The 19,694-nt window shown below is 61.0% G+C and carries 16 protein-coding genes and 5 tRNA genes; 7 read left to right on the top strand and 14 right to left on the bottom strand.

Annotation, left to right across the window (positions count from 1 at the left end; genetic code table 11):
* The first annotated feature begins 255 nt into the window (after positions 1 to 255).
* The gene (locus H4684_RS16570; RefSeq protein ID WP_192624603.1) at positions 256 to 1,095 is read left to right on the top strand and encodes a hypothetical protein; all 840 of its coding nucleotides are present in this window, start codon (positions 256 to 258) and stop codon (positions 1,093 to 1,095) included.
* Between the two features lie 374 nt (positions 1,096 to 1,469).
* Here the strand turns inward: H4684_RS16570 and H4684_RS16575 are convergent.
* From H4684_RS16575 to serS, 6 genes are all read right to left on the bottom strand, one after another.
* Positions 1,470 to 1,547, bottom strand: a tRNA-Glu gene (locus tag H4684_RS16575).
* 3 nt (positions 1,548 to 1,550) lie between these two features.
* Positions 1,551 to 1,624 (bottom strand) — tRNA-Gln (locus H4684_RS16580).
* Between the two features lie 25 nt (positions 1,625 to 1,649).
* A tRNA-Glu gene (locus H4684_RS16585) sits at positions 1,650 to 1,727 on the bottom strand.
* A 25-nt stretch (positions 1,728 to 1,752) separates the two neighbouring features.
* Positions 1,753 to 1,828, bottom strand: a tRNA-Glu gene (locus H4684_RS16590).
* 6 nt (positions 1,829 to 1,834) lie between these two features.
* Positions 1,835 to 1,910, bottom strand: a tRNA-Lys gene (locus H4684_RS16595).
* Positions 1,911 to 1,962: 52 nt separating this feature from the next.
* Positions 1,963 to 3,246 (bottom strand): serine--tRNA ligase, encoded by a 1,284-nt coding sequence (serS, locus tag H4684_RS16600; RefSeq protein WP_192624604.1) that lies wholly within the window; start codon positions 3,244 to 3,246, stop codon positions 1,963 to 1,965.
* Between the two features lie 293 nt (positions 3,247 to 3,539).
* Here serS and groES point away from each other — a divergent pair, with 293 nt between their 5' ends.
* Positions 3,540 to 3,830: a co-chaperone GroES gene (gene groES, locus H4684_RS16605; protein WP_092193716.1), complete on the top strand. Its 291-nt coding sequence runs from the start codon at positions 3,540 to 3,542 to the stop codon at positions 3,828 to 3,830.
* A 27-nt stretch (positions 3,831 to 3,857) separates the two neighbouring features.
* Positions 3,858 to 5,495, top strand: coding sequence for a chaperonin GroEL (gene groL, locus H4684_RS16610; RefSeq protein ID WP_015774790.1), 1,638 nt, complete (start codon positions 3,858 to 3,860; stop codon positions 5,493 to 5,495).
* An 89-nt stretch (positions 5,496 to 5,584) separates the two neighbouring features.
* Here groL and H4684_RS16615 read toward each other — a convergent pair whose 3' ends face one another.
* From H4684_RS16615 to H4684_RS16650, 8 genes are read right to left on the bottom strand one after another with little or no spacing between them, the layout of a single operon-like run.
* Positions 5,585 to 6,376, bottom strand: a complete 792-nt coding sequence (locus tag H4684_RS16615) for an NADH-quinone oxidoreductase subunit B family protein (protein WP_192624605.1) — start codon at positions 6,374 to 6,376, stop codon at positions 5,585 to 5,587.
* 11 nt (positions 6,377 to 6,387) lie between these two features.
* The gene (locus H4684_RS16620; RefSeq protein WP_192624606.1) at positions 6,388 to 7,869 is read right to left on the bottom strand and encodes a hydrogenase large subunit; all 1,482 of its coding nucleotides are present in this window, start codon (positions 7,867 to 7,869) and stop codon (positions 6,388 to 6,390) included.
* On the bottom strand, positions 7,866 to 9,302 hold the full coding sequence (locus H4684_RS16625; protein WP_192624607.1) for a proton-conducting transporter transmembrane domain-containing protein: 1,437 nt from the start codon (positions 9,300 to 9,302) through the stop codon (positions 7,866 to 7,868). Before H4684_RS16625 ends, H4684_RS16620 begins: the two co-directional genes overlap by 4 nt.
* On the bottom strand, positions 9,299 to 9,943 hold the full coding sequence (locus tag H4684_RS16630; RefSeq protein ID WP_092193720.1) for a hydrogenase: 645 nt from the start codon (positions 9,941 to 9,943) through the stop codon (positions 9,299 to 9,301). The genes H4684_RS16625 and H4684_RS16630 overlap by 4 nt, the downstream gene beginning before the upstream one ends.
* The gene (locus tag H4684_RS16635; RefSeq protein WP_192624608.1) at positions 9,940 to 10,845 is read right to left on the bottom strand and encodes a respiratory chain complex I subunit 1 family protein; all 906 of its coding nucleotides are present in this window, start codon (positions 10,843 to 10,845) and stop codon (positions 9,940 to 9,942) included. Before H4684_RS16635 ends, H4684_RS16630 begins: the two co-directional genes overlap by 4 nt.
* On the bottom strand, positions 10,845 to 12,785 hold the full coding sequence (locus H4684_RS16640) for a proton-conducting transporter transmembrane domain-containing protein (RefSeq protein ID WP_192624609.1): 1,941 nt from the start codon (positions 12,783 to 12,785) through the stop codon (positions 10,845 to 10,847). The genes H4684_RS16635 and H4684_RS16640 overlap by 1 nt, the downstream gene beginning before the upstream one ends.
* Positions 12,782 to 13,516 carry a PTS sugar transporter subunit IIA gene (locus H4684_RS16645; RefSeq protein ID WP_192624610.1) on the bottom strand — a complete coding sequence of 245 codons (735 nt, stop codon included), beginning with the start codon at positions 13,514 to 13,516 and terminating at the stop codon, positions 12,782 to 12,784. Before H4684_RS16645 ends, H4684_RS16640 begins: the two co-directional genes overlap by 4 nt.
* A gap of 15 nt (positions 13,517 to 13,531) precedes the next feature.
* Entirely contained in the window at positions 13,532 to 15,265 is a 1,734-nt protein-coding gene (locus H4684_RS16650) for a proton-conducting transporter transmembrane domain-containing protein (RefSeq protein WP_192624611.1), read from the bottom strand.
* Between the two features lie 773 nt (positions 15,266 to 16,038).
* On the opposite strand from H4684_RS16650, the gene mraZ reads away from it, so the two are divergent.
* Genes mraZ through H4684_RS16670 form a run of 4 tightly spaced genes read left to right on the top strand, consistent with a single transcriptional unit; the run spans position 16,039 to position 19,694 of the window.
* Positions 16,039 to 16,494, top strand: a complete 456-nt coding sequence (mraZ, locus tag H4684_RS16655) for a division/cell wall cluster transcriptional repressor MraZ (RefSeq protein WP_092193724.1) — start codon at positions 16,039 to 16,041, stop codon at positions 16,492 to 16,494.
* Positions 16,495 to 16,505: 11 nt separating this feature from the next.
* The gene (gene rsmH / locus H4684_RS16660; RefSeq protein WP_092193725.1) at positions 16,506 to 17,468 is read left to right on the top strand and encodes a 16S rRNA (cytosine(1402)-N(4))-methyltransferase RsmH; all 963 of its coding nucleotides are present in this window, start codon (positions 16,506 to 16,508) and stop codon (positions 17,466 to 17,468) included.
* Complete coding sequence (locus tag H4684_RS16665; RefSeq protein WP_244150389.1) at positions 17,465 to 17,740, top strand: FtsB/FtsL family cell division protein; 276 nt, start codon at positions 17,465 to 17,467, stop codon at positions 17,738 to 17,740. Before rsmH ends, H4684_RS16665 begins: the two co-directional genes overlap by 4 nt.
* 19 nt (positions 17,741 to 17,759) lie before the next feature.
* Positions 17,760 to 19,694 carry a penicillin-binding transpeptidase domain-containing protein gene (locus H4684_RS16670; RefSeq protein WP_192624612.1) on the top strand — a complete coding sequence of 645 codons (1,935 nt, stop codon included), beginning with the start codon at positions 17,760 to 17,762 and terminating at the stop codon, positions 19,692 to 19,694.

The raw sequence follows: 19,694 nt of genomic DNA on the forward strand, positions 1-19,694 counted from the left end.
GATTTTTGTCGAGATGAGGAGCGAGACCGGCGAAGAATTCGTCGGAGCGCAGATTACCGTAGAGCGGTGTTAATCATGAATAAATCAACGGGCTGATAGCCTCCTGATGCTGCGGGCCTGCGAAAGGATCGGAAATGTGATCAACGCACGGGAGCTATGGGAGAAAGTAGGGAGGGCGAAAGACGGGCACACGCCAGCAAAGGCCGCCTGATGTCAGACAAAATAACTTTTTGGACTCTATAGAGGTAATACAGCATGGACCATGAATTCCCGAGAGAAGAGTTTGTCCTAAAATTCGAAGGCCCTGGAATCAGAAACCACGAGATGGAAATTTCCACCTTGGTCAACTCTTTGCTCGCGTTCAAAACTGCTGTAGAGTGCTCGAACACGTCCCTGAACGGAAAGAATTCATTTGTTTCAGTCAAGGTCCAGGGAGGGTTTCAAGCTGGATCTTTTCTCACCAAAGTAATCGCTGACTACATCTCTCCAGTTGCACCACTGTTCCCGCAGGCAGTAAACGTGCTAAAAGGTGTAATCGAGCTTAAGAAATTCTTGGGCGGCGAGTCTCCAGTAAAGACAGAACCAAAAGGGGTTGGGCAGGTGGAAGTGCAAAATACGCAAGGAAATGTACAAATTTTCAATACAAACATTGTAAATATGAACAATTCCGCACCTGTGAACAACGCATTGGGCAGGCTTTTCAAACCACTTGAAGAAGGCGCAAGTGCGGTCAGTCTTATGACAGACCTTGAGGACAAGTCCCCTACAAAAATTACTTCAGAGGAAAAGCACCTCGTTATTCCTTCAATTGATGAACAAGAGGACATTTCTTCTTATATCTCTGACCTTGAAGTGCTTACTTCGAACGTCGATGGCAAGGCGTCCGGTTGGAGATTTTACGACACAGAGAATGACGTTGAATTTTCTGCAAATGTTTCAGATGAAAAATTCTTATCTGATGTGAAAAATAAAAAATACAATTTCCAACGTGGCGATCAGATAAAGGCTACTGTTAATTCTGTAAAAAAAATGGTCAGCCAAAGAAAACGCACAGAGCGTTTCATTACAGACGTAACCACGCACATCCGGCCGTAATGGCAAATATCACGAAGGCATAAAAAAAGGGGCGCAAGCCCCTTGTGTATGTCAGCAGTCCTGACATCCAAACCGCATTTTCAAAATTCAAAACTAAGTGGCGCAAGCCAAAAATCGCCAAAATTTAAGTGGCGCAACTTCACGCGCCGCCCGCCGCCAAAACTCCCCACTCGAACGCCCGCCAACCCCCGCCACTCCTCAACATCCATTCCACTATATCCCGCACACCCCTCACCATATCCCGGTTCTCAAATATTCAAATCTATCTGTCGCTGCACATCCTGCGGAAAGGATTTGATTTGACATGAAAAGCGGTCAGCATGCGGATAAAAGAAAAAGGCCTTACATCTTGCGATGTAAGGCCTTGCTTCCTTTGGCGTCCCCAAGGGGATTTGAACCCCTGTTATCGGCGTGAAAGGCCGGTGTCCTGGACCTAGCTAGACGATGGGGACAGGTGGCTGGGTGACTTAGATTCGAACTAAGATTGACGGAGTCAGAGTCCGCTGTCCTACCGTTGAACGATCACCCAGCAAAAAAACAAAAAACAAAAAAAGTGGCGTCCCCAAGGGGATTTGAACCCCTGTTATCGGCGTGAAAGGCCGGTGTCCTGGACCTAGCTAGACGATGGGGACGCAAGTTTCGCGTCGGAGAAAAAAGTGGCGTCCCCAAGGGGGTTTGAACCCCTGTTAGCGGCGTGAGAGGCCGCCGTCCTAGGCCACTAGACGATGGGGACGCATTTTGGTGGGCCGTGAAGGGATCGAACCTTCGACTCTCTGCTTAAAAGGCAGATACTCTACCGTCTGAGTTAACGGCCCGTAAAGAGAAGACGCTTCTATAGGGGGGTACCCACCTTGTCAAGCCGGAAAGTCAGTCTTTTTTCAATTCAATTTTTTCCAGCCCGTTCATGTAAGGGCGCAGGACTTCAGGCACGAGTACCGACCCGTCGGCCTGCTGGTAGTTTTCCAGGATGGCGACCATGGTCCGGCCCACGGCCAGGCCCGATCCGTTCAGGGTGTGAACCAGTCTGCTCTTCTTGGCGTCCGCGGGCTTGAAGCGGATTCCAGCCCGGCGGGCCTGAAAATCCTCGAAGTTGGAGCAGGACGAAATTTCGCGGTATTTGTCCTGGCCGGGCAGCCAGACTTCGATGTCGTAGGTCTTGGCCGAAGAGAAGCCCAGATCCCCGGCGCACAGCGTGACCACGCGGTAGGGCAGCCCGAGCTTTTGCAGGATGCTCTCGGCGTGGCCGAGGAGTTTTTCCAGTTCATTATATGAGGAGTCGGGGTGGACGAAGCGAACCAGCTCGACCTTGTCGAACTGGTGCTGGCGGATCATGCCCTTGGTGTCCTTGCCGTAGGAGCCCGCCTCGGAGCGAAAGCACGCGGTGTACGCGCAGTGGGCGATGGGCAGCGCGGATTCGGCCAGGGTCGTGTCGCGGTAGATGTTGGTCACCGGGACCTCGGCCGTGGGGATGAGATAGTAGCTCGTGTTTTCGAGATGGAAGAGGTCTTCCTCGAACTTGGGCAGCTGCCCCGTGCCCATGAGGCTCTCGCGGTTGACGATGACCGGGGGCATGACCTCGTCGTACCCGTTTTCAAGGGTCTGCACGTCGAGCATGAAGCTGATCAGCGCGCGCTCCAGCTTGGCTGCCCATCCCTTGAGGATCACGAAGCGGCTGCCCGTGATCTTGGCCGCGGTCTCGAAATCGAGTCCGCCCAGGGCCGTGCCCAGCTCCCAATGCTCCTTGGGGGCGAAGGGCATGGCGGGTTTCTCGCCCCAGCTGCGCACTTCCAGGTTGTCCGCCTCGTCCACGCCCTCGGGCACGGAGGAGTGCGGGACGTTGGGAATGGACATGACCCAGTCCGAAGTCTGCTGCTCAATGTCCTTGAGCTCCTCGTCCAGGACCTTGATGCGCGTCGACATGATGCCAAGCTCGGCCAGGAGGGTATCGGCGTTCTCGCCGGCCTTCTTCATCCGGGCCATCTCGCCGGAGGCCTGATTGCGGCGGGCTTTCAGGTCTTCGGCCTCAAGGAGCAGGTCGCGCCTTTTCTGGTCGATGGCCAGGAAAGGTTCAAGGTCCAGCTTGCTGCGGCGTTTGCGCAGTCCGTTTTTGACCTCGTCCGGATTTGATCTGATAAATTTGATGTCGAGCATGGGGATGTCCTTGTAGCGGTCTTGCGGTCAGCCCTTAAGCGGGCGGTGGTGGCGGTTGTGAGGCGAAATGCATAGCCTGCCTTGATCCGAATCACAAGCCGCCCGGTTTGGCGAGGAATGAATTTTTTTTTTGACTTCGTCCCTTGACTTCACTGTCGCAGGGATTATTTGGGCCTCTGTCTCGCGCGGAACCTGAGCTGCATTTTCAGTTCCGCGTTTTGGCGCTCAGGCTTGCCGAGTGCCAAAAAAAATATCTACACGGAAGAAATTCTTAAACATCTTGGAGGAAAAACATGAAACTCAGACCACTGCACGACCGTATTCTGGTCAAGCGTCTCGAAGAGGAGCAGGTAACCAAAGGCGGCATCATCATCCCCGATTCCGCAAAGGAAAAGCCCATCAAGGGTGAAGTGGTTGCCGCCGGTCCGGGCAAGGTCGCCGAAGACGGAAAGCAGATCCCCATGGGCGTCAAGACCGGCGACAAGGTGATCTTCAACAAGTACGCCGGCACCGAGATCAAGATCGAAGGTGAGGAACTCCTCATCATGCGTGAAGACGACATCCTCGCTGTTATCGAAGCCTAATTTTTAAGAATTCAAGGAGACGCACACATGGCTGCTAAAATTATCAAGTTTGATGCCAAGGCCCGTGAAAAACTGAAAATCGGCGTGGACACCCTGGCCAATGCCGTCAAGGTCACCCTCGGACCCAAGGGCCGCAACGTTGTCATCGAGAAGTCCTTCGGTTCCCCCATCATCACCAAGGACGGCGTGACCGTAGCCAAGGAAATCGAACTGGAAGACAAGTTCGAGAACATGGGCGCCCAGATGGTCAAGGAAGTCGCCTCCAAGACTTCCGACATCGCAGGCGACGGCACCACCACCGCCACCATCCTGGCCCAGGCCATCTTTACCGAAGGCATCAAGCTGGTTGCCGCCGGTCGCAACCCCATGTCCATCAAGCGCGGCATCGACAAGGCTGTTGAAGCCGTCATCGCGAGCCTGGACAAGCTGGCCAAGCCCACCCGCGATCAGAAGGAAATTGCCCAGGTAGGCACCATTTCCGCCAACAACGACGCCACCATCGGCAACATCATTGCCGAAGCCATGGGCAAGGTCGGCAAGGAAGGCGTCATCACCGTTGAAGAAGCCAAGGGTCTGGAGACCAACCTGGACGTCGTCGAAGGCATGCAGTTCGACCGCGGCTACCTGTCCCCCTACTTCGTGACCAACCCTGACAAGATGGTCTGCGAGATGGATTCTCCGCTGATTCTGATCAACGAAAAGAAGATCTCCAACATGAAGGAACTGCTCCCCGTTCTGGAGCAGGCCGCCAAGATGGGCAAGCCTCTGGTCATCATCGCCGAAGACATCGAAGGCGAAGCCCTGGCTACCCTGGTTGTCAACAAGCTGCGTGGCACCCTGCAGGTCGTGGCCGTCAAGGCTCCCGGCTTCGGTGAGCGTCGCAAGGCCATGCTGCAGGATATCGCCATCCTGACCGGTGGCGAAGTTGTTTCCGATGATCTGGGCGTCAAGCTCGAGAGCATCGCCCTGAACCAGCTCGGTTCCGCCAAGCGCGTTGTCATCGATAAGGAAAACACCACCATCGTTGACGGTTCCGGCGAAGCCGAGGCCATCAAGGCCCGCGTGAAGCAGATCCGCAACGAAATCGAGGAGACCTCCTCCGATTACGATCGCGAGAAGCTGCAGGAGCGTCTGGCCAAGATCGTTGGCGGCGTTGCCGTGATCAACGTTGGCGCAGCCACCGAGACCGAAATGAAGGAAAAGAAGGCACGTGTGGAAGACGCCCTGAACGCCACCCGCGCTGCCGTTGAAGAAGGTATCGTGCCTGGCGGCGGTGTCGCCCTGGTGCGCTGCCAGTCCGCCCTGGATTCCGTCAAGCCCGCCGATGACGACGAAGCCGCCGGCGTACAGGTTATCCGTCGCGCCATCGAAGAGCCCATCCGTCAGATCTGCGGCAACGCAGGTGTTGAAGGCGCCGTGGTCATCGACAAGGTCCGCAACGGCAAGGAAGACTTCGGTTACAACGCCGCTTCCGGCGAATACGAAGATCTGCTCAAGTCCGGCGTCATCGATCCCAAGAAGGTGACCCGCATCGCCCTGCAGAACGCCGCTTCCGTAGCCTCCCTGCTGCTCACCACCGAGTGCGCCATCGCAGAGAAGCCCAAGGAAGAGGCTGCTCCGGCCATGCCCGGTGGCGGCATGGGCGGCATGGGCGGCATGTACTAAGCCGTTCATATCCCAGAATGATGAAAGGGCCGGAAGCGATTCCGGCCCTTTTTGCGTCTTATGGCGGGCTGTCGCCCGTGATCAAGGTCCTAGCGGTTGTGTGCGGGCAGCCGGTCCAGCAGGCGCAGGAAGCCGTCCAGGATGGTCAGCGGGTGGGGCGGGCAGCCGGGGATGTAGAGATCGATGGGGATGACAGAGGCCGCCCCGTCGTTGTGCTGCGGGTGCCCGACAAAGGGGCCGCCGCTAATGGCGCAGGCGCCGAGCGCGATGGCGATGCGCGGTTCGGGCACGGCCTCCCAGGTCTTTTGCAGGGCCAGTTCCATGCCCTTGGTCACCGGGCCTGTAATGAGCACGCCGTCGGCATGACGCGGCGAGGCCACGTATTGGATACCGAAACGTCCCAGGTCCCAGCCGATGGTGCCAAGCACATTGATGTCGGCCTCGCAGGCGCCGCATCCGCCCGCGCTGACCTGCCGCAGGCGCAGGGAGCGGCCCAGCAGGCTTTTCATTTTTCCGTCCAGGGCCGCCGCCAGCCGCAGTTCCTCCTTGCCGGGTTCGCCCAGGATCAGATCCTCGCGGCGGCGTACTGCCAGGCGATGGTCGCCCGTCCGGGTGATGGCTCCGCCAGGGCAGGCCTCCACGCAGTCTCCGCAGAACAGGCAGCGGCCGAGGTCGAGGCGTGCAGCCTGGCCCGGCTCGCGGGTGATGGCCGAGACAGGGCAGGCCGCGATGCACTCCGCGCAGCCTGCCGGGCAGGCCGAGGCGTCAAGGCGCAGGGCTCCGCCGTGCCGGTCCGGCAGGGCCGGGGCAGGGCCCTTGGGATAGGGCATGGTCTGGCAACCGCGCCGCATCCGGTTCATGATAGTGTCGAATATATACATGCATGATCCCCTTAGAGGTCAAAGCCGCAGTAGGACAGGTTGAAGCTCTTGTTGCAGATGGGAAAGTCCGAGATCGCCGTGCCGCGCAGGGACAGGGCCAGGCCGGTCCAGTTGTGGAAGGACGGGTCCGTGATCTTGTAGCGGCGGAAGCGGCCGAAGTGGTCGGTGAGAGCCACGTGGCAGACCTCTCCGCGCCAGCCTTCGACCAGGGCCACGACCATGGATTCCGGCTGCGGGGCGGGCAGGGCGGTGCTGGTGTCTCCATCCACGGGAGCGGCCAGTTGCTCGAAGAGATAGCGCCCGGAGCGCTGCACTTCCAGGGATCGTACCCGGGCGCGGGCGAAAATGTCTCCGCTGGGCCAGACTGCCACGGGCGAATGGGAAAAGCGGTGCCAGCCCGCCGGATGGTCGAAGCGCACGTCGCGGACCAGACCACAGGCCCGCGCCGCCGGACCGACCAGACCGATGTCCGAGGCCTGGGACGGATGCACGACGCCGACATTGCGAAAGCGCACCCGCACCGAGGCCGCGTCCCAGAACCAGGCCATGGCCTGCTCGACATCGTCCATATGGACTTTGAGCCGTTGCACCAGGGTTTGCAGCCGGTCCTCTTCGAGATCATGACGGCATCCGCCGGGGCGGATCAGCCCGCGGCCGAAACGGTTGCCGCACAGAAGCGCCGTCAGGTTCAGAAAGTCTCCCCGGATTTTTCCGCACGCCGCCGAGGTAGGCAGGAAGGCCACATCCAGGGCCAAAGCTCCCATGTCGCCGGTATGGTTGGCCAGCCGCTCAAGCTCCAGCGCGATGGCTCGCAGCCACTGCGCGCGCAGGGGGGCCTCCACGCCGCCGAGCGCTTCCAGGACCGATGCATGGGCCGTTGCGTGGGCGATGGTCGTGTCTCCGGCGACGGCTTCCACCTGGCTCATGGTCGCTCTGTGCGGGCCGTTCGCCAGGGCTTCCTCCACGCCTCGATGCTGGTACCCCAGCGCGATCTCCAGATGAAGGACCTCCTCGCCAGCGCACTGAAAGCGAAAGTGCCCGGGTTCGATGACGCCCGCATGCACCGGACCCACGGCCACCTCGTGCACCTCCCCGCCATCCACCCGGTAGAAGGGGGCGTTGGCCGGGGCGTTGCCGTAGGTGTGGCGCACGGGTTTGAGCCACGGGTGGCCGACGGGGACCAGTCCGTGCTGCTCCCAGACTTCGCGCTCGAAGAGGTGGGCCTGGGGGTGTTTCGGGGTGAGGGACGGGTATGAGCCGCCTACGGGTTCGCTACGGGCCACGGCCAGGGTGCTTTCGGCATCCATGGCCAGCACGGCGACCAGGATCGTGCCGTCATGTTCCGGGACGCCGAACCATGAGCACAGCCGCGCTCCTGATTCAAGCATTTCGCCGGTCAGGCGGACGAGCTTGGTCACCGAGAAAACCGGAACCGAGGCCCACGAAATTCTGGACGCATTGGGGAACTGGAAAAATGGGGCGAGTGTGTTCATGGTATTGGGAAGAGTTGAAGGACCGCGGCGGACCAGGCACCCTTCAGGATGTCCGGGGTGAAAAGACCGAGCCAGAGTGACGCCGCCAGTAGGAAGAGCGGGGGCAGGATGAGCCCGGCCGATTCCTTGAGGTGCGCGGGATTGGGTTTTTTGAGCCTCGGGCGGCCGTCGACAACGGCGAAGACGATGCGCGAGATTCCGAAAAAGGCCAGCAGCAGGCAGACCAGGAAGAGGCCGATGGCCCAGCCCTGCCCCGCGCCAAGGCCGGTGCGGATGATGAGCAGTTCGCTGAAGAACGGGCCGAAGGGCGGGCAGGCGGTGATGGCGAACATGCCCACGACGAAAAGAATGGAGGTGCGCGGCAGAACCTTGGACATGCCGCGCACGTCATCGATGGATGACGAGTCCGCGACCCGTTGCAGGTTGGCCGCGCTCAAAAAGAGGGCGCCCTTGGTCAGACCGTTGCTCCAGACATGGAAGAGCGCCGCCCAGACCCCGGGTCCGCCCAGGGAGGTGGCGATGCACAGGATGCCCATGTGTTCGATGCTCGAATAGGCGAGCATGCGCTTGAAGTCGCGGGTGCGCAGCAGGAAAAGCGCCGCGACCAGCGTCGAGAAGAGGCCGATGGCGAGCAGGGTGCGGCCGGTCACGACGCCCTCTCCGGCGGCATCTACCACGGACTTGATGCGCAGCAGGGCCATGAAGGCCACGGACGTGACCCCGCCCGCGAGCAGCGCGCCGACGATGCCCGGGCTCTCCCCGTAGGCGTCGGGCTTCCAGGTGTGCATGGGCGCAAGGCCCATCTTGGTGCCGTAGCCGACCAGCAGTAGCACCCATGCGGTCAGGACCCAGGCGCGGGAGAGGTTCGGTCCATGCTCCAGCAACGCCGTGAAGGTGATGTCCCCGCTTCCGCCTCCGTGCAGGGATGCGTACCCCAGGCAAATGGAGCCGAGAAGCGACAGCGCGATGCCCGTGCCGCCCACGAGCAGGTACTTCCAGGTAGCCTCGAAGGATTTCGGGGTGCCGTTGAAGTGGATCAGTGGCACGCAGGCCAGGGTCACGGCCTCGGTCGCGATCCACAGGATGCCCAGGTGCCTGGCCTGATGGGCGGCGCTCAGGAGCCCGAGGACCAGCAGCAGCGCCGGGACAAAGACCCTATTGTCCTGCTCTTTCAGCCGCAGATAGCCCACCGTATAGCAGGCGCAGACCAGGAAAAGCAGGGACACGCCGGGCAGGATGGCCCGCGCCAGGGGGTCAAAGGCCAGCCAGACCGCCGGGTCCACGGCTTCGGGCTTGGCCAGGAGCAGAAAGCACAGGATCGTGTGGACCAGTCCGACCGCGGGCAGGAAAAGGGGGCGGCTCTTCTTGCGTGGCCACAGCGCGGCCAGCACGGCTCCGATCAGGGGGATGATGATGAGCAGGTATGCGTTCATTCGTGCAGCGCCGTGAGTTTGCGGGTGTCGAGAGAATCGAAGGCCCTTTGGATGCGGTCAACGATGATGCCGATGACGAAGATGCCGACGGTGACGTCGAGCAGGATGCCGAATTCCACCAGGATCGGGGTGGATCTAATGAGCAGCAGCCCTGCGAGATAGATCCCGTTTTCAAGGATCAGGTAGCCGCAGACCTGGGAGATGGCCTTGGTGCGCCCGATGAGCAGGATGAACCCGGTCAGGATGAGGGCCATGGCCCCCGGGACATGCAGGTTTCCAGCGTGTTCGGGCAGGAGCGGCAGATAGCGGGTCAGGGCCACGGCGGCGATGGTTCCGGCCGCGCCGAGGAGCAGGGACGGGATGTAGCCGATGAAGGGTTCGAGCTCCCGGGCGATGTTGGCGGTTCGCATGGCGCGGATGAGCATGAAGGGGATGAGCACGCCCTTGCCGGCCACGGTAGCCAAGGTGATGAGGACCAGCCGCCAGTCCAGGCCGTGCGCTTCGAGCACCAGGGGCAATAGCCCCAGAAGCACGCCCTGCATGGCCACCGCCCGGATCAGGACGGGCAGGCGGCTGGTGCCCAGCGCCAGGAGGTTCAGGCCCATGGCCAGGCCGATCAGGAGGTTCAGCGTGTCGTTCATAGGTCACCCATCCAGGTCAGAAGCAGGGGAAAAAGGCAGAACAGGAAGCCGATGGTCAAAAGAAGCGGGACCCGGCGGAAAGCCAGGCGCGCGGTCAGGGACTCGACCAGTCCCACGGCCACGGTGATCAGCAGCACACTCACGAGCAGGGCCGCGACGGAGGCCAGAAGCGGCAGTTCCGAGAGGGGCAGCACGGCCTGCGCCAGGAAGACGGCGAAGAGCAGCAGCTTGACCGAGGCTCCGTGCAGTATCATGGCCAGCGGCGGGCCGCTGTGGTCCAGGACCATGACTTCGTGGATCATGGTCAGTTCGAGGTGGGTGTTTGGGTCGTCAAAGGGAACCCGGCAGTTTTCGGCCAGCAGGATGATGAAAAGCCCCACGGCCAGGAGTGCCGCGCCCGGCCCAAAGAGCGGCTCGAACATGGACGAGAGGGCGATGCTGCCCGATTGCACGACCAGGGTCAGGATCGCGGTGATGATCCCTATCTCGGCCAGGACGGCGAAGCTGACCTCGCGGGCCGCGCCCATGCCCTCGAAGGCGGAGCCCGTCTCCATGGCCCCCCAGGCCGTGCAGAAGCGGGCCAGGGCCAGCAGGTAGACCAGTAGCAGAACATCCCCGTCAAAGGAGAACGCCGTGCCCGTGCCGGCCAGGGGCAGCAGCAGGGCCGCCGTGACCACGGCCGTCCAGGCCACGGCCGGGGCGATGATGAAGCCGGGCGAAGCCAGGGTGCTGACCACCACGCCCTTGCGCCACAGTCGCGCCAGATCGTAATACAGTTGCAGCACCGGCGGACCCTGCCGTCCGGCCACCCAGGCCTTGACCTTGTTGATGACGCCCGGAAGCAGCGGCGCCAGAAGCAGCCAGAACAGAAGGCGCAGGGGAATATCCATATACAGGGGCATCACATCCCTCCCAGAAGAACCATGACTCCCAGAGCCGTGACTCCGAGAAAAACATACAGAATGTAGAGGTGCAGACGGCCATGCTGCATCTTCCTGGCTCCGTCGGCCACGAAGGACACGGCCGCCGCGCCGGGCATGACGGCTTTTTCGAGGACGGTTTCCGGCACCCGTTCAAGGATCAGGGCCGTGCCCGGAAAATGGCCGCGCACCCTCCGAATCATGATTTCGGGCCTGAGCAGCCATGCGAACCAGCCTCTTGCGATTCCGGCAAAGGAGCCGCTGGTATATTGCATGTGCGCGGTCGGAGCCGCATAGCCGCAGTCCCAGGTCGGGCCCGTCCTTGTCCCGGCGCCTTGAATCTTGCGCAGCATCAGAAAGCCGCCCGCGATCAGCGCGCAGATCAGGATGGTGTGCGCGCCTCCGAGGGTCCGGGTCGCAAGGAGCGGGTCTGCCATGGCCCATTGCGGGGCCCAGACGGCGACGGCGCCCATGATCGGACGGAAGAAAAGGCCGGGCAGCAGGCCGATGGCGATCATGATCATGGCCAGCAGGACCATGGGCGCGCGCATGATCCAGCCGCATTCGACGGCGTGCGCGGCGGGCTTGTTTCGCGGGGCCCCGAGAAAGACGATGCCGACCGCCTTGGCGAAGGCGGCCAGGGCGAGCGCTCCGGCCCCGGCGAGCACGATGACCGCGGGCAGGACTCCGGCGGCGGGCCCTTTCTGGGCCACGGCCCGCAGGAGGCCCTGGTAGATCGCCCATTCACCGACAAATCCGTTCAGGGGCGGCAGTCCAGACACGGCCATGGCGCCCACGGCGAAAAGGGCCGCGGTCCAGGGCATGACTTTCCACAATCCGCCAAGACGGCTCATGTCGCGGGTGCCCGTGGCGTGCAGCACCGATCCCGCGCCGAAAAACAGCAGGGATTTGAAGAGGCCATGATTGATGACATGCAGGAAGGTTCCGGCCAGGGCGGCCTTGCCCCATATGGGCTGACCGTGCTGGACGGCCAGCACGGAGAGGCCGAGACCGATCAGGATGATGCCGACGTTCTCCACCGAGCAGTAGGCCAGCAGACGCTTGATGTCGTTCTGGGCCAGGGCGAAGGCGATGCCCAGAAGCGCGCTCAGGCATCCGATGCCGAGCAGGACCCAGCCTGAACTTCCGGGCATGGGCAGCCAGCCGCTGAAGCGCACGATGCCGTAGACGCCCATCTTGATGGCCACGGCGGACATGATGGCCGAGACATGGCTCGGGGCGCCTGCATGGGCCGAGGGCAGCCAGATGTGCAGGGGGAACATGCCCGCCTTGACCCCGAATCCGAACAGGGCGAGCCAGAACAGCGGCGCGAGGCCGGCCTGGGCATGTACGGGGCCAAGCTCCCAGGTTCCGGTGCGGGCGGCCAGCGCCGAGAAGAAGGCTAAGAGGGCCATGGTTCCGGCGTGGGAAGCCGCCAGATAGAGCCACCCCGCCTTGCGTGCATCCTTGCGGTCGTGATCCAGGGTGATCAGAAAATAGGCGCTGAGGGCAAATGCCTCCCAGGCAAAGAGAAAGTGCAGGCCGTTGGCGCAGGTCAGGACCAGTCCCATGCTCAGGACCAGGGTGCTCCACCAGCAGCGTCCTCCTGGCGCGGAACGCGGGTGATGGTGCCCGGACCAGTATTCATGGGCGTACAGCGCGCCCAGACCGCCGACCAGGCAGACCAGGACCAGAAAAAGGGCGCTGATTCCGTCAAGACGCAGGAACGGGGTTTCCCCGCCCAGGACGATACCACCGCGCCAGATCCAGGTTTCTGTCGTGATCAGTGTGATCAGGGCCGCATACAGCCCGCTCAGGGAGGCAATGGCGCTCAGCCCAAGCCAGATGCGCGCATGCGTTCGCCCCAGGATCATGGCCAGGAGCAGGGACAGGCCGAAAATGCCCAGCAGCGCGGCGATCATCGGGTCTCTCCGGCGTTGCGCGGGGTCTGTCTGTCAGCGCACTCGGCAAGGATTTGCAGCAGGGTCTCGTCGTTTGCGCCCCTGTCCAGCGCTTCGCTCAGCATGCCGGAAGCGATGCCGCGCGCCAAAAGGCCCAGCATGTTCACATGCAGGCGGGGCGTCGGCGAGATGAAAAAGAGCAATCGGGTGATCGGCTTGCCGTCGGGGGGCTGGACCGCACCCCAGGGCGCGTTCAGCTGGATCAGCGCCACCAGGGCGCAGGCTTCGCCCAGGGCGACTCGCATGGACGGATGGGGCAGGGCAAATCCGTCGCCAACGGGAGCTGCGGTTATGCCGCCGGGGGCCAGGAGGCGTTGCACAATCAGGTTCGATACGGCCGGAGACAGGCCGGGCAGGCTGCGGACGATGCGTTCGAAAAGTTGACCGAGATCGGCCGTGTTCACGTCGCGCCAGATTCCGCCCCGGCGCAGCAAGGTGATCAGTTCCCGTGAATTGGCCAGCGAGGGCGCGGGCTCCGAGAGAAATCCGCCCTGGATGCCGAGCCCGTGGCTCGCCGCCCAGTCCATGACCTCGTCGCGTTCAAAGAGGATGCGATCACGGTCATGGACGTGGGGCACGTCGTTCTTGCGCACCCATTCCAGGATGACGTGCTCGAAAACACCAAAGGATTCGGCTATTTGGATGAGATTTATGTACATGGGAGTTTTTGATGTTCGGTTGTTTGAGGACATGGCTGTTTATCCGGTTCAAAGGAGCACGGCGATGGATAACACGAGGATGGCCGCGCACAGATACAGAAGATAGGATTGCACGCGTCCGTGCTGAAAAGTCCGTACGAAGTCCGCAAGGCGAAGAATGTGCGTGGCGGCCGGTATCACCACCTGCTCCAGGACCGTCTCGGGAGTGCGGCTTTCCAGGCTGGATCCGGCGGGAAAGATGTCGTCAGGCAGGCTGACTTTCACGGCGGGCCTCAGAATCCAGCCGAACCATGCGGTGATGATTCCGGCAAAAGATCCGGCAGTGTACTGCATGCGCGAGCTTGGAGCGCGGTAGCCGCAATCCCAGGTCAGCGCCCGTTTTTGGCGGCCGCGCGGCAGCAACACGGCGATTGCGGCCACGGTCAGGGCCGCCAGCGCCAGAAGCAGGTGGGCCGTCCCCAGCGGGCTCAGAGGGTTGGGAACGATCAGGCCCGAATCCGTGTGCGCCCAGACGCTCGCAACCCGCAGCAGTGTCGGCCAGAAAAACGCCGGGGCAAGGCCGATGATCAGGCAGCATGCACCCAGCACCGTCATGGCCGCACGCATGCCAACTCCGCATTCGCGGGCTTTTGCCACATCTTCGGAACGCGGCGCGCCAAGAAAGACCACGCCGCAGACCTTGACGAAGCAGGCCAGGGCCAGAGCGCCGGTCACGCCCAGCAGGATGGCCGCGGGCAGCGCGCCGAGGGCCACGCCGGTCTTGAGACGGCCGGCGTCAAGCAGTCCCCGGTAAACCAGCCATTCGCTGACGAATCCGTTCAGCGGCGGCAGTCCGCTGATGGCCATGGCCCCGAGGGTGAAGAGCGAGGCCGTCCAGGGCATGGCCTTCCAGAGTCCTCCCAGGCGGCTCATCTCCCGGGTCCCCGTTGCGTGCAGCACAGACCCCGCGCCAAGAAAAAGCAGCGCCTTGAAAAGCCCGTGATTCCAGACATGGAGCAGCCCGCCGGTCAAGGCCAGCAGTCCCCACTCGGGGCGGCCATGGTCCAGCGCAATCATGGCGAAACCCAGCCCGAGGAGGATGATGCCGATGTTCTCCACGCTGTGATAGGCCAGCAGACGCTTCAGATCATGCTGCCCAAGGGCGAAAGCGACGCCAAGGACCGCGCTGGCGGAGCCCAGCCCGGCCACGACCCAGCCTGCGCCCTCGGGCAGGGGAAGCCAGGAGCTGAACCGGACCAGTCCGTAAATTCCCATTTTGATGGCCACGCCGGACATGATGGCCGAAACATGGCTCGGGGCGTTTGCGTGCGCCGAGGGCAGCCAGATGTGCAGCGGAAAGACGCCGGCCTTGATGCCGAAACCCGCAAGGGCGACCCAGAAGAGGGGGGCCAGGGCGGTTTGCGAAGTCATGGGGCCAAGTTCCCAGCTGCCTGTTTTTGCGGCCAGGGTGGCGAAAAATCCGAAAAGGGCCAGTGTCCCGGCGTGGGAGGCAATGAGATAAAGGCGCCCGGCGGCCCGGACCTGGATGTTTTTGCGGTCGAGAGTGACCAGAAAATAGGCGGTCAGCGCAAAGGCTTCCCAGGCGAAGAGAAAGTGCAGCCCGTTGGACTGGGTCAGCACCAGGCCCATGGAGGCCAGCATGGCGCTCCACCACAGGCGGCTTTGTCCGGCGGAACGGGGATGCGCCTTTTGTGCCCAGTATGTCTGGCTGTACAGGGCCCCCGTGGCGCCAACGACGGTCAAAAGCAGTAAAAAAAAGGCGCTGATTCCATCCAGGCGCATGAAAACGAGCGTACCGCCAAGTGTCCAGGCGCTGTGCCATTCCCAGACCGGACCGCCTGACAGGGTCCTGGTTGCAGCCCAAAATGCGCATGCCGATGCCGTCAGAGTGGAACTGATCCACCAACGGGGAAATGCATGGCTCGTGCCCAAGCCAATGATCGTTGCTCCCAACGCGCATGCTAGTAAAAAATCTTGTTCCATTTTTCTGGGAAAGTGAAAAAAATCACTTTTTCTTCTCTATTTTCATATTGTTTGAATGATGCGTTGAGAAAGATCATGGTTATCACTTCATGCAGAAGTGACTGCACGGAAAACTTATTTTTCGTTTTTTGGATAGATAAAATTTTCAGAGTAATATTTAAAATTACAGTGAATTAATCTGGAAGCCTGTACGTTATCGTATCCACTCCCGGGGATATGCCTCTCAAAATAGAGAGTCAAGGAAATGAAGTCGCTAAAATGAGGTTTGTGCACGCGCGGGTGTTTTTGGTCGCAAAAGGCCTGTTTTCAGGGGCGGGTATCGCGAATGAGGGCAAAGACATGTTGTTTCAAGGAGTTGTCATTTGACTGTTGCGCGGTCGGGTGGAATCCCCCCTGGGGCGACGTTGTCCGGGGCGAAAGGATGGTTTTCGAAGTTACGGAAATGGCGTGCGCGCAAAGTTTTTTTTACGGGGTAAATCCGTAAAAAATGGAGGAATGGCTTGACTCCCCAAGAGATGCATGGGTAAGGGTGGTAAAAAGTGGTAAAAAGTGGAAAGGACTGAGGAGGCAGCATGTTCAGAGGGCATTCACAACGTACGCAAGATCCCAAGGGACGGCTCATGCTGCCCCCTGAATTTCGCGACGAGGTGTTCGCCAATTCCCCGGACGGCAAGCTTGTGCTGACCAACTTCGACGATTGTGTAGCTGCCTACCCCCTGCCAGAATGGGAAATCATTGAACAGAGTTTTTCCAAGTTGAACATGGCTGATCGCAAGGTTCGGGATTTTCACCGCTTTTTCATTTCCGGCGCAGCCGAGGTGACCCTCGACAAGCAGGGACGGATTCTTGTTCCACCACATCTGCGCAATTACGCGGGCTTGCAGAAGGACATCATTCTGGCCGGAGTGGGACGGAAGTTCGAAATTTGGGACCAGGAGCGTTTTGAGGCAGGACGCAACGCCCTGCAGGAGAATGTCGATCAGGTCATGGATGATCTGGCCGAAAAAGGATTTGAACTACGGTTCTGATCGGAGGAGCCATGGACGCATATTCCGATCACATTCCGGTCATGCTCGAAGAGGTCATGCATTGGATCGCGCCGAAACCCGGCGGGTTCTACATGGATGCGACCCTGGGCCTTGCTGGACATGCTGCCCGGTTGATGGAGATTACCGATGGGCAGGCCCTGCTTTTGGGGCTGGACAGGGACGAACAGGCCCTGGCCAAGGCCGGGGAGAGGCTGGCGATGTACGGAGAAAACGTACAGCTGGCCCATACGTCGTTTCAGCATTTTCCCCAGGCCCTGCGGGAGATTGGCTGGGACAGGCTTGACGGCGTGATCGCCGATCTGGGCGTGTCTTCACTGCAACTGGACAGTCCCGAACGGGGCTTTTCCTTCCTGCAGGACGGCCCTCTTGACATGCGCATGGATCCTGGTTCAGGCGGTGAGCCCGCATCGGCCATCGTCAACGGAGCCTCTTTCGAGCGGCTGCGCCAGCTCCTGTGGGATTACGGCGAAGAGCCCATGGCCGGGCGCATCGCGCGGGCCATCGTCAAGATCCGCGAGACGGCCCCGATCGAATCGACCCTTGAGCTGGCCCGCATTGTGGCCGCGGCCTACCCGGCCAAACGGCGCGCATTGTCGCGCAATCATCCCGCGACCAAGACCTTCCAGGCCCTGCGGCTGGAAGTGAATCAGGAGTTGCGGGAAATTGAATTTTTTCTGGAGCGCGTCGTCGATTATTTGCGGCCGGGCGCGCGCATCGCAGTCATATCCTTTCATTCTTTGGAGGACCGCATCGTGAAGAGGGCTTTTCGCAAGGAAAGTTCCGCTTGCCTGTGTCCTAGGGAGTACCCCGTATGTCAGTGCGGACACACGCAAAAGCTCAGGCTCCCCTTTCGCAAGCCGCTCATTCCCACCGAAGAGGAGATGCGGTCCAACAGCCGCAGCCGCAGCGCCAAGCTGCGCGTGGCGGAGAGGGTTGATGGAGAGGCGCAGTGAGCGAGGGCGGCAAGGGATATTTGAGCATGGGGGTCATGTTCCTGGTGACCATGATTCTCGGATTGGGACTGGTGTGGGTCAATATCGAACGGGTTGATCTGGCTTATGAATTGAAAATTCTCGAACGCGAGTTGCAGGAAAAGCAGGATCAGAATTCGAAACTGCAGGTGGAGCTGCATTACCTGCTCGCTCCGGCGACTCTGCGCGATCGGGCTGAAAAAGCGGGGTTGCAGCCTCCAAGGCGGGATCAGATACGTACCATGCAGCAATAGGCAGGACTGGGCTTAAAAAGTGACAAAAACCGGAAGCAAGCCACCCAAGGACAGAAGCCGCGGCAAGATACTTTTTGCCGGGGTTCTTTTCGCGTTGGCGCTGATGGGGCTTTGGGCACGTGCCTATTACGTGCAGGTGGTCAAGGGGCCCGAGTACGCGAAGATGGCCAATCGCCAGTACTGGGCCTCGGAGACCGTGTCCGGAAAGCGCGGTGAAATTTTTGATCGCAACGGCCTCCTTTTGGCCAAATCGATCGCGACCCCGTCCGTCTATGTCCGCCCCAACGAGATCAAGGACCCCTGGACCGTTTCGCAACGCCTTGGCTCCATTCTGGGAATGAGCCCCAAGGGCCTCGCTTCCAAGATGGGGCCCAAGAAGCGTTTTGTGTGGGTGGCACGCAAGATCAGCGACGCTCAGGCGGAGGCGATCAAGGCCGAGATGCTCCCCGGCGTCTATCTGGAAACCGAGAACTCCCGCCAGTACCCGCAGGGTCACATGGCCGGGCAGCTGCTCGGCTTCGTGAACATGGACGGACACGGCATCGAGGGATTGGAGAAGAGTTTCAACGACCTGCTCCTGCCGTCATCCACCAAGTACACCGTGCAGAAGGATGCGGCCGGCAAAAGGCTGTCATCACTGGAAAGCGGCGACAGAAGTTCTTTCAACGGCCAGGACCTGCGCCTGACCCTCGACAGCCAGGTACAGCTGGCCACCGAAGAGGCGCTGGCGCGCAGCGTGATCCGGGCCAAGGGCAAATCCGGGATGGCGCTGGTGGTCGAGGTGCCCACGGGCGATATTCTGGCCTGGGGGCATTATCCGTTCTTCAATCCCAACGCGGTCAAGAAGATCCGCGGGGAGTGGAAGAACCGCATGGCCGTGGATATTTTCGAGCCGGGCTCGACCATGAAGCCCATCATGGTCGCGGCGGCATTGCAGGAGAAGGTCTGTACTCCGGGCAAGGAGTACTACTGCGAAAACGGGAAGTGGAGCGTCAAGGGGCGTCGCGTCAAGGACACGCACAAGTACGAGAACCTGACCGTAAGCAAGATCATCCGCTATTCGAGCAATATCGGCGCGGCCAAGATCGGGCTTGAGCTCGGCGCCGCCAAGCTGAATCGATATCTGCAGGATCTCGGCTTCGGGCGCCGGACCGGCCTGCCCCTGCCCGGTGAATCGGCGGGGCTGCTCAATCCGGTCAGCCAATGGAAGGATGTCGAGCTGGCCAATATTTCTTTTGGGCAAGGCCTGGCCGTGACCATGCTGCAACTGGCCGATGCGTATCTGTGCATCGCCAACGACGGGGTCCGACTGCCTTTGCGCCTCATGCACGAGGCCGACAAGCCGGTGCAGGGCACCCGCGTCTTTGACTCGAATGTGGCCAAAATGGTCATGGCCATGATGGAAGAGGTGGTTCAGGAGGACGGCACCGGCACCCAGGCGCGCATCGAAGGCGTGCGGGTCGCGGGCAAGACCGGGACGGCCCAGAAAGCGAGTCCGACCGGCGGTTACGGCGGGGACTATGTCGCGTCGTTCGTGGCCATTTTTCCGGCGGACAAGCCCCGCTATCTGGTCTGCATGATGGTCGATGAGCCAAAGGCCGGGCATTACGGCGGCGTGCTGGTTGCCCCCGAGGTTCGCAACATCGGGGTCCAGCTGCTCAACTCCTCGGGCATGTTGGCCGAACCGGTGGATGCGATGCAGATGGCGAAGGTTTCGCCGGACCGATTTTCGGCCCCGGTGAAACGATCGGAACACATCAGCGTTGACGGGGAATTCATGCCGGACCTGCAGGGCGCGACAGTGCGCGAAGCGCTTGAGATACTTGTGGCGCGAGGGATCGTGCCTTCGGTCAAGGGCCAGGGCGTTATCATCGAAAAGCAAAAACCGCTCCCCGGCGAGAAGTGGCCGACGGACAAAAAATGTCAGCTCTGGCTGACTGGGCAACCGGGTTAG

Origin of the sequence: Desulfomicrobium macestii (genome assembly GCF_014873765.1) — a bacterium.
GTDB lineage: Bacteria > Desulfobacterota > Desulfovibrionia > Desulfovibrionales > Desulfomicrobiaceae > Desulfomicrobium > Desulfomicrobium macestii.

Bases quoted from the DNA above. Each gene is read 5' to 3' on its own strand.
- H4684_RS16630 (WP_092193720.1), bottom strand. From the start codon at position 9,943: ATGAACGACACGCTGAACCTCCTGATCGGCCTGGCCATGGGCCTGAAC.
- groES (WP_092193716.1), top strand. From the start codon at position 3,540: ATGAAACTCAGACCACTGCACGACCGTATTCTGGTCAAGCGTCTCGAA.
- H4684_RS16635 (WP_192624608.1), bottom strand. From the start codon at position 10,845: ATGCCCCTGTATATGGATATTCCCCTGCGCCTTCTGTTCTGGCTGCTT.
- H4684_RS16570 (WP_192624603.1), top strand. From the start codon at position 256: ATGGACCATGAATTCCCGAGAGAAGAGTTTGTCCTAAAATTCGAAGGC.
- H4684_RS16640 (WP_192624609.1), bottom strand. From the start codon at position 12,785: ATGATCGCCGCGCTGCTGGGCATTTTCGGCCTGTCCCTGCTCCTGGCC.
- H4684_RS16645 (WP_192624610.1), bottom strand. From the start codon at position 13,516: ATGTCCTCAAACAACCGAACATCAAAAACTCCCATGTACATAAATCTC.
- serS (WP_192624604.1), bottom strand. From the start codon at position 3,246: ATGCTCGACATCAAATTTATCAGATCAAATCCGGACGAGGTCAAAAAC.
- rsmH (WP_092193725.1), top strand. From the start codon at position 16,506: ATGGACGCATATTCCGATCACATTCCGGTCATGCTCGAAGAGGTCATG.
- groL (WP_015774790.1), top strand. From the start codon at position 3,858: ATGGCTGCTAAAATTATCAAGTTTGATGCCAAGGCCCGTGAAAAACTG.
- H4684_RS16615 (WP_192624605.1), bottom strand. From the start codon at position 6,376: ATGTATATATTCGACACTATCATGAACCGGATGCGGCGCGGTTGCCAG.
- mraZ (WP_092193724.1), top strand. From the start codon at position 16,039: ATGTTCAGAGGGCATTCACAACGTACGCAAGATCCCAAGGGACGGCTC.
- H4684_RS16620 (WP_192624606.1), bottom strand. From the start codon at position 7,869: ATGAACACACTCGCCCCATTTTTCCAGTTCCCCAATGCGTCCAGAATT.
- H4684_RS16625 (WP_192624607.1), bottom strand. From the start codon at position 9,302: ATGAACGCATACCTGCTCATCATCATCCCCCTGATCGGAGCCGTGCTG.
- H4684_RS16650 (WP_192624611.1), bottom strand. From the start codon at position 15,265: ATGCGCCTGGATGGAATCAGCGCCTTTTTTTTACTGCTTTTGACCGTC.